The 12,791-nt window shown below is 46.7% G+C and carries 11 protein-coding genes and 1 pseudogene; 2 read left to right on the forward strand and 10 right to left on the reverse strand.

All coding sequences use genetic code 11. The annotated features are described in order from the left end of the window. The first annotated feature begins 314 nt into the window (after positions 1-314). Entirely contained in the window at positions 315-1,604 is a 1,290-nt protein-coding gene (gene speE / locus SGRA_RS01370) for a polyamine aminopropyltransferase (RefSeq protein ID WP_041329431.1), read from the forward strand. Positions 1,605-1,885: 281 nt separating this feature from the next. On the opposite strand, the gene SGRA_RS01380 is transcribed toward speE, so the two are convergent. The 10 genes and pseudogenes from SGRA_RS01380 to SGRA_RS01435 form a co-directional block, all read right to left on the reverse strand. Continuing rightward, positions 1,886-2,473, reverse strand: coding sequence for a 2OG-Fe(II) oxygenase (locus SGRA_RS01380; protein ID WP_014373315.1), 588 nt, complete (start codon positions 2,471-2,473; stop codon positions 1,886-1,888). An 8-nt stretch (positions 2,474-2,481) separates the two neighbouring features. After that, positions 2,482-3,033, reverse strand: a complete 552-nt coding sequence (locus tag SGRA_RS01385) for a 3'-5' exonuclease (RefSeq protein ID WP_014373316.1) — start codon at positions 3,031-3,033, stop codon at positions 2,482-2,484. A 43-nt stretch (positions 3,034-3,076) separates the two neighbouring features. Continuing rightward, a complete protein-coding gene (locus SGRA_RS01390) occupies positions 3,077-3,430 on the reverse strand; it encodes a hypothetical protein (protein ID WP_014373317.1) in 354 nt (117 codons plus the stop codon). Positions 3,431-3,561: 131 nt separating this feature from the next. Continuing rightward, on the reverse strand, positions 3,562-4,056 hold the full coding sequence (locus SGRA_RS01395) for a hypothetical protein (RefSeq protein ID WP_014373318.1): 495 nt from the start codon (positions 4,054-4,056) through the stop codon (positions 3,562-3,564). Positions 4,057-4,092: 36 nt separating this feature from the next. Next, positions 4,093-5,364, reverse strand: coding sequence for a S41 family peptidase (locus SGRA_RS01400; protein WP_014373319.1), 1,272 nt, complete (start codon positions 5,362-5,364; stop codon positions 4,093-4,095). Positions 5,365-5,455: 91 nt separating this feature from the next. Next, a pseudogene (locus SGRA_RS22620) lies at positions 5,456-6,600 on the reverse strand (IS3 family transposase). Positions 6,601-6,668: 68 nt separating this feature from the next. Next, the gene (locus tag SGRA_RS01415; RefSeq protein ID WP_014373322.1) at positions 6,669-7,031 is read right to left on the reverse strand and encodes a S41 family peptidase; all 363 of its coding nucleotides are present in this window, start codon (positions 7,029-7,031) and stop codon (positions 6,669-6,671) included. 30 nt (positions 7,032-7,061) lie between these two features. Then, positions 7,062-8,696, reverse strand: coding sequence for a S41 family peptidase (locus tag SGRA_RS01420; RefSeq protein ID WP_014373323.1), 1,635 nt, complete (start codon positions 8,694-8,696; stop codon positions 7,062-7,064). Between the two features lie 181 nt (positions 8,697-8,877). Beyond that, on the reverse strand, positions 8,878-9,714 hold the full coding sequence (gene murI / locus SGRA_RS01425) for a glutamate racemase (protein WP_014373324.1): 837 nt from the start codon (positions 9,712-9,714) through the stop codon (positions 8,878-8,880). A 937-nt stretch (positions 9,715-10,651) separates the two neighbouring features. Further along, a complete protein-coding gene (locus SGRA_RS01435) occupies positions 10,652-11,296 on the reverse strand; it encodes an alpha/beta hydrolase (protein WP_014373326.1) in 645 nt (214 codons plus the stop codon). A gap of 36 nt (positions 11,297-11,332) precedes the next feature. Between SGRA_RS01435 and SGRA_RS01440 the strand changes: the two genes are divergently transcribed. Next, positions 11,333-12,748, forward strand: coding sequence for a hypothetical protein (locus SGRA_RS01440; RefSeq protein ID WP_014373327.1), 1,416 nt, complete (start codon positions 11,333-11,335; stop codon positions 12,746-12,748). Positions 12,749-12,791: the final 43 nt, after the last annotated feature.

Raw genomic sequence — 12,791 nt, forward strand, 5'->3', positions numbered from 1 at the left:
GCTTCGCTCCTTGGTCTGGCCTGCGGCCACCCCTACACATCGCTAGGCCGTTTTGGCCTACGGCCAATAGGGGCGACTTAGCTGCGCTCAAAAGTACAAAGCGAAGCAAAGGCTTTTCCTAAAAGAACTAAAATATTTTCGGTATTCTAAAGTTTTTCCTCAACTTATGGTTGGCGGCAAAAAAATCAATAGCGGCCCTCAAAAAAAAAGCAAAAAAAGTTTGCAACTTGAGACTTTGTTCTATTTTTGCCGCCCCAAGCAAAATTCATTTTTTTCATGCAGCTCTTGCTGCGCACAACTTTCACATTTAGCTGATGAGCAAGACTTTAGGAAGACACATTTTGGTTGAGTTTTTTGGTTGTTCACCTGACATTCTCAACGATGTTATCACCATTGAAAAATCTATGGTAAATGCCGCTCTTGAGGCCCAAGCAACGGTCATCAATGCGACTTTTCACCACTTCTCTCCTTATGGTGTTTCTGGCGTTGTCGTTATTCAAGAAAGCCACTTGGCCATTCATACTTGGCCAGAGTACGGTTATGCTGCGGTAGACCTTTTCACCTGTGGCGATGAGGTAAACCCTTGGATTTCGTATGACTACCTCAAAACCGCTTTTGAGGCAGATTATGGTTCGGCCATGGAGATCAACCGCGGTCAAGCGGACTTGCTCAAGCGAGTAAACATTGACCACCTCCTCAAAGAGCGACAGGGCACTGAGTCGCAGCTAGAGCATAAGGTTAAATTTAGCCGCAATGTTTGGTTTACCGATAAGGATGAAAACCTAGCGCTTTCTCTTCGTCATACTGGTAATTTGCTCTACCGCAAAAAGTCAGAGTTCCAAACTGTTCAGGTTCTAGAATCTCATGCCTTTGGCAAGATGTTGACCATTGACAACCTCATTATGACTACAGAAAAGGATGAATTCATCTATCATGAGATGATTACGCATCCCGCCATGTTGAGTCATGCCGCTCCCAAAAACATTTTGGTGATTGGTGGTGGTGATGGAGGAACCGTTCGCGAGTTGTTCCGTCATGATTCGGTAGAAAAGGTGACCATGGTAGAAATTGACGGCAATGTGGTAGAAGCTTGTAAGGAGCATTTGCCTCAGATTGCGGCGGCTTTTGATCATCCTAATTTGGACCTCAAAATTGCCGACGGCATTGCTTATGTAGCCGAAGCTGCTGCAGAAAGCTTTGATATTATCATTGTAGATGGCAGTGACCCCGCTGGTCCAGCAGAGGGACTTTTCTCTGAGGCCTTCTACAAAAATGTACAAAAGGCCCTTAAGAAGGATGGTATTTTGGTATTGCAGAGCGAAAGCCCGCATTTCCACCAAAAAGCCTTTGTTGAGCTCAACCACTGTCTAAAGGACATTTTTGGTGCTGAGGCCGTAGAGGTATACTTGGCTCAGATTCCTACTTATCCTACAGGGACTTGGAGCTTTACCATGGCGAGCAAAGATGGGCAGGCCAAATTGCCTCAGCTCGATCAGGCAGCGGCCAATGCTTTTTCTGAGAAGCATGGCTTGAGCTACTATGATGGGGGGGTACATCAGGCGGCTTTTGCTTTGCCTCCCTTTGTTCGTAAGATGTTGAAATAAGGTGTAGGCCTGAATAGAAGAGGAGCGCAGACTTTCCATTGGGGAGGGCTGCGCTTTTTTGGGTCCAAATGGGCGGCGAAGCCGCCCCTGGCCGCAGGCCAGCATGGCCCAGCGCTGCGCAGCCGTGGCCGAAGGCCAGACCAAGGAGCGAAGCGACGCAGGGCCGAGCAGACTTGCGAGCGGCGCAGCATAGCGGCGGCCGCCCGCCCTATTTGGGGCGGCCGCGGGCCCCAAAACAGCATAAAAAAACAGCTAGTAGAAAACTACTAACTGTTGAGTAATTACTTGAGCATCCAAGCGGTAATGCTGAGTCGAGCTCGTTTGGCGGGCAGGACGGCATGTGGTAACTCATGGCTTCTGAAGCAGACGAATCGGCCAGCTTTGGGGGCAATTTTTACTTCTTGGCCATTGGGGAGTTGGAGCAAGAGCTCTCCCCCATCGGTATCTGCCCAATTTTCATTGAGGTAAAAAATGGCAGAAAACTGTCGGCGGCTATCGTGTTGAAAACGATCGACATGCATTTTATAAAAGCTGCCTATATCGTAGAAAGCGTAGTGCATTTCGGCGCTGCGCAGGCCCGTATAGCAGCTGTGGTTAAGGTAGTGCAGAAAGCCCATTAGGGCCTGTTGGTACCGGGCTTCTAGGGTTTCTGGGCTATGGGGTTCTATCCAGAGAATCTGGTCATTTCGGATAGTGGTATGCTGGGCAGCTTGTTGGCCGATGCCAGCGGTTTTGAACTTAGATTGGGCTTTTTGGGCCAGCAAATAAGTTCGGATTTGGGCCACAAAAGGGGCTGGCAGAAAATCATCTACCAGCCCGTAGCCCTGCTCAATAATCCCAGTAATTAGGGATTCGTATTTTTCTTCCATTCAAGGGATTAAAAGCGCCATTGGTTGGCGTACTTAACAAAAATTTTGGCCAAATTGATTGCGTCATCAATACCTCGGTGGTGGGCGCCTTCAAACTCAAAGCCTTCTCGTTCGACGGCTCTTTTGAGGCCAATTTCTCGGCGGATGCCCTTAATGCGGGGATATTGATGTTTGAGGCTAATGTGTTTATCGGTCCAATCGGCCGGTAAATCGTGTAGCTTACAATTTCGGGCTAAGGCCTTGCGGTCAAAGAAACCCCAAGAGCAGAGCAAGTAGTCTTCGCCTTTTGTTAGGCCGATCCAATCTTGGAAATCCTCGATTACGGTAGGAAATTCGTCGGCTTGATTGACCTCTATTTGGCTGATTCCGGTTAGTTGCGTACAAAAATCGGAGAGTTTAGGATGTTCGCTTGGGCGGACAAAGCTCTCGAATCTGGATTGTAGTTCGGCGTATTCATTAAAGAGAAGAGCGCCGATTTCGATAATTTCTTGGCTGCGCCCCCGTCGTTCCACATCGGTTTTCCAACAGGTAGCTTCTAGATCATAAATGATAAAGTTCATAATATTTTTTGGAGTAAGTTCAATAAAAGCGGGGGCGGCCAGTCTAATCGTCTTTTTTGAGTCGTTCGGCCTCTTCTTCCTCCTCCTCGTTTTGGCTAGCTTCATCGAGGATAGCGGCATCATCTTCATCGTCTAAGCCAAAGTCATCGCGGAGAGTTCCGTCATCATCGTAATCGTCATCATCTTCGATGATTTGTTCGGCTTCACGAATTGTCATACGGACCAAATAGTAAACATCTTCGCACTCGAAGGGGAGTGCAGAAACCAGCTTACCGTTTCGGTCGGTATATTTGACGAGGTGCTGGGCAAAACCCCGGGGGTAGCGGAGTTTAATTTGATCAAGGGTTTCTTCTGCTAGGGCATCATAATCCTTGATAATGCGTTTTTTGCTGTTCACAACTTGCTAATTTAAGTGGTGGTGTATAAGGTTGTTATTCTTGTCTTTTAAATCCGTCTATTGGGCCTATTGGCTTAGGGCCGCAAAACTTGCAAAAAAAGCTTAAATCCTCAAGTGAAAATCAAAAAAAATTAAGGTCGTAATCCTTCGCCTGCTTTGATCTGAATTTGCTCTACCTCTTGGTAGAGGATCTTGGCATAAGCGTCTAACTCCAAACTGAGAATTTCAGTTTCATTTTCGAGAACAATCCAGTAGGTATAATGGCCAAGGGGGTGTTGGGTGGCCAAGACATAGCTAATGGTTCTGTCGGCATATTCTTTTTCTAAGAAGCGCTTAATGGCCAGGGTAAAGGAAGAGGGGTCCACCTCCATTTCTGATTTGAGCCATTTGCCGAGCTCATCAAAGTAGGCCAAGACATAGATTCCGTTGGCTTCATCCCAAAATTGGCCCTGATAGCTGCTATCTACCTCCTGCCAGATGGCTTGTTTGACCTGGGCTTGGGGGTATTTAGTTTCAAAAGCGGTTTGGACCTTTTTGGGGAGCTTGTGGGGGGCAATATTGGCTGTTCTTTGCGCCCAACTAGGGCTGCTCAGGGCCAATAGTAAGAGAAAAAAGAGGTATTTCATCGTTTTCTTTTCATTAGTTCTAAGAAAGTCAGCCACTTAAGGCATAAGCAAGCGCTGATATTTTTTCTTTTTCCCCAACAATTCTAGGGCCATATCGAGGCAATGATCAGCCTTTAGACTATGGGCAATAGCTGCAGCTCTTAATTTTTCTTGCTCCACAATTTCGACCTCTAAGAGATGTAGAATTTCATCCTTGGCGGCCAGTAGTTTGTTGCGTTCTTGGCTGCGGAGTCCTTTTTCTAGGGCCTTTATTTCTTTATCAAGGGCTGTTTTTAGGGCTCCTTCCTGATCGAGCTTTTGCTCAAACTGCTCGAAGGCCAAGGCCGTTTTGCTCTTTTTAAGGTAAGCGTTTTTATCCATCAAGGCCATAAAATCATCAAAGTCTTTGGCCTGAAGGCTCCAGTTATCCAAATCTTCGGGCAGTTTATGCTGGCTGCGATAGGCTACGCCAAAGTCAAAAATAGCGGGGCTGGCCAAGAGCTGTTTTTTCAAGCTCAACCATTCTTGATTCTCATGTACTAAATCGGGGCGAATGCCACCGCCATCATAGACCTTTCTACCCGCCAGGGTACTAAAGGCTTGGCGCAGAGAGTCGGCAATCACTTTTGGGGCCCCATTTTCATATTCTAGCGATTGGATACAGCGGCCCGAGGGAATATAATAGCGGGCGGTGGTGAGCTTGAGCTTAGCCCCATGCGGTAAATCTACCGTGTTTTGCACCAAGCCTTTTCCAAAAGAACGCTGCCCCACAATAACGCCTCGGTCTAAGTCTTGGATTGCCCCCGCCACAATTTCTGAGGCAGAGGCCGAACGCTCATTGATGAGCACCGCCAAGGCAATGCTGCTATCAATAGGCATATTAAGGGTTCTAAAAATTTGCTGTTGCGATTTCTCTCGGCCCTGAATAGAAACGACTTCCCGCCCTCTGGGCACAAAGACATTGATGACATTGACGGCCTCGCTCAATAAACCGCCCGTATTGCCTCTAAGGTCGAGAATCACGCCATTGAGCTTTTCTTTTTCTTGCAAGGCCTCTAGGGCTTCCCCCAAATGCTGCCCCGCCTTTTCTGAAAAAGTAGTGAGCGAGAAGTAGGCAATTTTGCCTGGCAAAACCTCATAATGCGGAAGATTATTGATGAGGATATTTTGGCGGCGTAGGCTAAATGTTAGCTTTTTGCTCTGCCCCGGCCGATGTACGGTCAATTGCATGGCCTGCCCCATTTTCCCTCTCAACTCTTGGCTGATTTCTGAAAGGGCTTTGCCTTTTAAAGATACCTCATCAATAAAAAGAAGGGTGTCTCCGGCCATAAGGCCCGCCTTATGGGCTGGACCATCGGGGTAAATGTGCGCCTACCCCAATGCTTAAACAGAAAGTCCCTTAGTTTAAGGTGGAGGTTCTTCAGGGAGGGGAGCTAGCTCCCCTCCCTAGAGAAGATGCTGAAGAAAAATATCCTTGAGGAGTTTTATATCCTAAAGAACTATGAAGCCTGTGATTGTTATAATAATTAAAAATACTCTTTAAGTCCTTTGTGTAAATCTAAACCATTTTCATAAGCTCTCAAATAAATATGCTCATATTTTACGGACCACCATAATCTTTCTACAAACACATTATCTAAGGCGCGGCCTTTTCCATCCATGCTGATCTTAATTCCTCTGTTGAGCAACTCAGACGTAAATTCTAGAGAAGTAAATTGGGCTCCTTGATCAGAATTAAATATTTCTGGCTGCCCCCATTTCCAAGCTTCGTCCAGAGCCTCTAGACAAAATCGCTTATCCATGCTGTTCGAAATCCGCCAGCTCAAAACATATCGACTATACCAATCCATGACAACGGTTAAGTACATAAAACCCGCTTGCATAGGAATATAAGTAATGTCAGTTGCCCAAACTTCATTTGAACGGCTCACTTTTAGGCCTCGAAGTAAATAAGGGTATTTCTTATGGCTTTTAGCTGATAATGAGGTGTTTGGCTTAGGTAAAACAGATCGAATATTCATCTTTTTCATCAAGCGAGCAACTCGTTTTTTGTTACAAGTCAAGCCTGAGGCCCTTAAATACTCGGTCATCCTAGGGTAGCCCCATTCTGGATGTGACAGATGAAACTCGTCAATTTTACGCATCAGCTTTAAGTTTTCTGCACTTTCGCCCACAGCTTGATAGTAGTATTTTGATCGGGAAACCGACATTAACTCACATTGCCGAGCTATGCTAAGTCCTTCTAATACTGCTATTTGGCTCAGTCTTAAAGCTTCATCACATTCCTCTATATTTTTTTTTAAGCCAGTCTAGCTCAAACTGCAACTTGCCTATTTGCTCATATAAACGGGCTTCTTTTTCTTCATCAGCATCCACTTTGGGCCCTCGCTTTTTTTCATAAAGCAAAAAACTATTGGCCAAAAGTTCTTTCTTCCAGGCCGATATTTGATTTGCATGTAGCTCATATTTTGTCGCTAATTCTGCCAAGGTCAATTGCTCTTTTAGCGCTTCTAAGGCTACTTTTGCCTTAAATTTAGAACTGAAATTACGGCGCTTCTTTCTCATCTCTTTTGTAATTTAGTGCTTCATTATACGACTTTTTTTCTTGCGTTTTTCCACCTTAAACTACTGTCCTAATTTTGGGGGTAAGGGCAAATGGCCGTAATTAAGCCGCCCGAAGCCGTGGCCCGCACTCGGGTTCCTATGCCCGCATAACTGCCCGTAATAGAAGAGCGAAAACGCTCTACTTCTTGGGCTGGAATATAAGTGGTGTAGGGGTCCAAGCTCTTGAGCATGGCATCCAAGCCCGATTTCATCAAATCTTCAGGCGGCACCTCATCTACATAGTAGGTATTGAGCTCTCTAAATACATTAGAGTAGAGCTCTAGGTTCTTAGCAATTTCAAACTCATCTGTTAGGGTGGTGGCCAAACCTATCCCGCCCCCCAAAATGAGAAAAGCGAAAAACAGTTTCTTGGCTGATTGTATGGCAAACATCTCTGTAATCGGTTTTAATGTGGAGTGAATTTACTTTTCTGGCGCTTCCAAAAGCTGATCGAAGGCCTTTGCATCCCCAAAAAGAGCAATGGCGGCCTTTACTTCTTTATCCTCTTTCAATCGAGCCATAATAACTTGGTCCTCGCTATAATAACGACGCAAAATGGCCTGACGAAGCTGAATAGATAAGGCCTCTTTTTCTTGATTCAATAGCCGCTTTTTTTCTGCTTGGATTTTGGCCCGCAAGGCCTCAAAAGCCGCCTTTTCCGAGGCGTATTTTTTCTCTTCTTTGGCCGTTTTCTCTAGCTTGGCCAATTCTTTTTCCGAAGGCAACTCAAAAGCATAGTTTTTCTGGGCCAAAAACTGCAGATAGTCCGCATACAACTGCTCCGATACCTGAAAATCCAAGGCGGGAGCAATGCTGTCTACTTTCTGCCGAAAATCATTGGCAAATTCAAAGAGTAGGCGACTTTCCGTTATCGCATCCAATAAGTATTTGGTTTCGGCCAAAGCTATTTTATGGTCCGGCTCCAAACCGCCTCCATCAAATACTTCTCGGCCATTTTCGGTGCTGAAGCTGCTCCGCAAAGAGTCGTCCATCCGCTTAGACGTCCCTCCCTTGTAGGCTAGGGCCTGAATACAACGGCCCGAGGGAATATGATAGCGGGCGGTGGTCAGTTTGACCTTAGAGTTATAACCAATATCATAGGTGTTTTGCACCAAACCTTTACCAAAAGATCGCTGCCCCAACAAAACCCCTCGGTCGTAGTCCTGTATGGCCCCCGCTACAATCTCCGAGGCCGAGGCCGACTGTCCATTGATCAACACAATCAAAGGGATTTGGCTGTCTAATGGCTGATTTCTGGTGTTGAACGAACGGTCCCAATTGGCTACCTTGTTTTTGGTGTAGACAATCAGCTTATTCTTGGGCAAAAAGACGTTGCAAAGCGCTACCGCCTCAATCAAAAGCCCCCCGCCATTGTCTCGCAAATCTAAAATGACTTGCTTGGGGTTGTGTTTTTCCTGCAGTTCTTGCAAAGCGTTAGAGACATTGCCCCCAGCTCGCTCCGTAAAGGTGGTCAACACAATATAAGCCGTACTATCGTCCAACATACTATAATAAGGGACGTTTTTTCGTTCTACCTTGGTCCGCGTCAGGTTGTGTTCCTTCGAGGCCGCCACTCCCCTACGGGTTTCTACCAATACCTGCGTGCCCGCTTTTCCATGCAAACTCCGCTCGATATCCTCTAGCTTTTTGCCCGAAATATCGCTGCCATCTATCCGCAGAAGCTCGTCGCCAATCTGAATGCCCGCCGCCTTAGCTGCCGAGCCATCCACCAATTCATTCACCAATACTTTCCCTTTATATTCAATGAGCTCCATGCCGACCCCATCCCAAGAGCCCTTAAAGTTGATGCGAAATTGCTCAATCTGGGCCTCCGAAAAGTAGTTGGTATAGGGGTCCAAACTGCCATTCATCGAGTCTATGGCTATGCGCATCAGGGCCGTCGGCTCAGGCTCTTCTACATAATAGCGATTCACGGAGCGGTAGGCGGCCGCAAATATTTCCATGCTCTGGGCCAAACGAAGCAGCCGACCACCACTGGCCAAACTCAGCCCCGCTAAAAGCAGTAGCCCTAAGGGCCAAAATTTTCTGTATTTCATACTGTTTTTTGTTTCTTTTTTTGGGGCTTCCCCGCCCTGCGGGCGGGTCGGGCTCTGTCGCAGCTCGCTATTCGCTCGGCCCTTCGCTTTTTTTCGCTATCGCTTCAAAAAAGCTTGGTCTGGCCCTGCGGGCCACTGCTATCCATCCCTAAGCCTGCGGCCGCTTCGCGGCCTGTAGGACCTATGTTTTGGCAAAGCTCAAGCCCTCTTCCTTCCAATCCAATTCTTGTAAATGCAGTTTGCGCTTATAAAAAAGTGCGGTGGCCTTCTCAAAAGAAGGCGTATAATCGGTAACATAAAACTGGGCCAAGGGCGCCAGATCTGTTTTGGCTTGCATATCATTTTGGACCAACTGCGCCTTTACTTCTTCTACTACTGCCGCAATAGAGTCAAAAACAGCCACTCGGCCCTCATAAAAGGCCTCTATCTCTGGCCGAATAAGCGGATAATGCGTGCAAGCTAATAAAAGCGCTTCGATATCCTGAAAATCAGGATAGCTGAGGTACTGATGTAAAACGGCCTGACTCACCGCATTGTTAATAAAACCTTCTTCTATCATAGAGGCCAACATGCCCGTAGCCAAAGAACTAACGGCAATATCTGGCCTTAGGGCCTGCAATTGCTGAGGGTATTGGTCTATTCGAGTAGTGACTTTGGTCCCAATTACCCCCACTTTTTTGTAGTTTTTTTGGGCCATGCTTTTTACCAAAGGCGTAATCACATCCACGATCGGTAGACGGTCCCCCCAATAGGCTTTGAGCCGCCCCAAAGCCGCAGCCGAAGCCGTATTGCAAGCAATGACCAGCATTTTGCAGCCTTGCTCTACCAAAAAGCGACTAATGTGCAGGGCATAGTTGGCGATGGCCTCTGGACTCTTCTCCCCATAAGGTAAATGAGCCGTATCGCCCAAATAGATAATAGACTCCTGAGGAAGCGCCTGGCTAATCCCCGCCGCAACGGTCAGTCCACCTATACCCGAATCAAATATGCCGATAGGGCCATGTTTAGCTGTTGCCATAAAGAATATAAAAAGATTTTGGGCGAATGCCCGTTTGTGCTGCAGATTTAAGTTTTTCTTTCATTGGGCCTAAATATAAGCTTGAACTTAGTTAAAACCAACTGTCCTTTGCCCTCAAGGCTATTTTTGCCTCCTTAGGGCTGTTTTAAATTTTGTGCCTGCCCTTTTTGCTGCCTAGGGGCTTGTCCCTAGGCGACGATTGGCCAAATCCTAAGCAGCTAAAGACCAAAATTTTATTCTGATACACAAAATCCTGAACAGTCCCCAAAATCCTGAACAGTCCCCAAAATTCTGAACAGTCGTCCCATCATCAACGACCGCTGAACTATCATCAATGATGTCTGGGGTATCATTAACAACCGCTGAACTATCATCAATGATATCTGGGGTATCATTAACGACCGCTGAACTATCATCAATGATGTCTGGGGTATCATCGACGACCGCTGAACTATCATCAATGATGTCTGGGGTATCATTAACGACCGCTGAACTATCATCAATGATGTCTGGGGTATCATTAACGACCGCTGAACTATCATCAATGATATCTGGGGTATCATTAACGATACTAAAAAGGTCATTTTCTAGCTCTTTGAATAAGTTCAGTAAGTCAGTACTTTAACTTATTGCTAACAATTGGCCCATTAGGCGGTTTAGCAGGCGGCGAAGCCGCCGCAGGCCTAGCGATGTGCAAGGGTGGCCCTCAGGGCCAGACCGAGCCAGCGAAGCTGGCGAAGGGCCGAGCAGACCTGCGAGCCCTGAAACGTAGCGCCTGCCGAAGGCAGGAGGCCCCAAAACAGCAGCGAGCTGCGACAACAAGGACTTTAGTCCGTCTTCGACGACCAAAGGGAGTAAACGCCGCAAGGCGAAGCCGCAGCGACAACAAAGACTTTAGTCTGCAGTTCGACGACTGAAAGGAGTAACGCCCCACCCCTTAATCATTATCTTCATGAATAGCCTTAAGGACCCTTTTATCGATGCGGTGCGGGCCATCAAAAAGTTGGATATGGGGAGGCTGGGGCAAGTTTTTCCAGAAAGCGATTTGTTGTTCTAGGCGTTCTTTTGGGAAATAGGCATCTTGCTGGCCACAGACCCAATGGAACTTAAGCTGGGTTAAAAACTCGCTCTGAACATCTAGCTCGGGCGGGGCATCGGCGGCCCAGATGATCAATTTATTTAGCCTTTGGGGTTGGCGGTGCAAGGCCCAGCGGAGGGCCGTGGCGCCTCCTTGCGAAAAGCCCAGCAGATGGAACTTTGCCTGGGGTGGAAACTGGGGAAGCAGATGCGCATAGAGTTGATCTAGATAGGCTAGATAATCCTTAATTTCGTCTTCTCGGTGGTTTTTGGTCATCCAAGAATGGCCAATTTGGCCGCTGCTGGCCTTGCAGTAAAAAGAAGAGAGCGCCTCGGGGGCGATGACAAAGGTATGGGGCAGTTCGGCAAACTTTTGGGGCAGGCGGCTAGCATCTTGGCCATAGCCATGTAGGGCCAGGTAAATATGCTGAGTTTGAGCATTCAGCTTGCCTAAAGTGTGGTAGTGAGCGGTTTTTTTAACGGTCAGACGTTCTATTTTCTGCATAGTTTTTACTTTTTTGGGCCCTAAAATAAGAAATTCATGCACTCTCCCTCCCTTTCTTCTTCTCGGCCTTGGGCCAAGATAGTTGCTTACAGCCTAGCTATCTCACTGATGGTCCTTGTTTTCAGTTGTCAGAAATGGCTGATGGCCTCTCCTATTATGTTTGACATTTGGTCTTATTATGCCTATTTGCCCGCCACTTTTATAGAGGGCGATTTGAGCTTAAGTTTTTTGGATGAGCATCCGGAATACATTGACTTATACTATCAGCCTGTTTATACCGAAGATGGAGAGCGGATCATTAAGATGAGCATGGGGCTGGCGGTTATTTACTCGCCTTATTTTTTCTTGGGGCATCTTTGGGCGCATTTGCATACGGGTATGGCGGCCAATGGATTTTCTCAGCCCTATCAGATTACGCTGATGTTGGCGGGGCCAATTCATTTGCTCATTGGGCTATTGAGTTTGCGAAAATTCTTGTTGGCCTATGTAAGTGAAAAAGTGGTGGCTTGGACCTTTATATTTATTGTTTTGGGCAGTAATTTGGCCTATTATGCCTCTAATGATGGACCAATGCCGCATGTTCACAACTTCATGCTCTTTAGTTTATTTTTAAGGGGAACGCAACTTTGGTTTAGGGAGCAGAGCTGGAAACATACGATTTGGCTGGGGCTGTTGTCTGGCCTCATCGTTTTGGTTCGGCCCAATAACGTCTTGATTGGCCTGAGTTTTATCTTCTTTGGGGTATATCATTGGCAGAGCTTGAAGGCGCAGCTGCAGTTATTTTGGAACAATGCCCCCAAGCTGGGGGGATTGTTAGCCTTGGCCTTTTTGGTCCTATTGCCTCAGCTCTTCTACTGGAAATACGTTTCTGGCGACTGGATTTGCTACTCCTACAAAAACGGCGAATATACAGAGGGCTTCTTCTTTGATCGGCCTAGAATTTACCTGGGTTTATTTTCCTATACCAAAGGTTGGTTGCTCTACAGCCCCTTGATGCTGGTGGCTATTTTGGGTTTATTTCGCTTGCCCAAAGGCCTGCGCTGGGCCTTTCCGATCTATCTACTGCTCAACAGCTACATCATTTTATCTTGGTGGTGTTGGTGGTATGGGGGCAGCTTTGGGCATCGGGCCTTTATTGATGTTTATCCCTTTTTAAGTTTGGGCTTTGCGCTTTTCTTTCAGGCCTTTTTTAATTGGTCGAAGCTATTGCGTTGGGGAGTAGGCAGTGTACTAGGGGCATTTTTAGCGCTCAGTATCTTTCAGACTTGGCAATACATTGAGGGCATTATACACTGGGACAGCATGTCGAAAAAGACCTATTGGGATCATTTTTTACGGACCGAAAAAACGGCAGATTACGAGGAGTGGCTCATTATTCCCGACTATGGGGCAGCCTTAAAGGGAGAAGTTTCTTATTGGAATGACTACCGAAAAAAGGAAGAAAAAGAGTAGAAAAGGTTTTTTATCTTTGTGGATAAACCATACAAATTCACTA

Source organism: Saprospira grandis str. Lewin (genome assembly GCF_000250635.1).
GTDB lineage: Bacteria > Bacteroidota > Bacteroidia > Chitinophagales > Saprospiraceae > Saprospira > Saprospira grandis.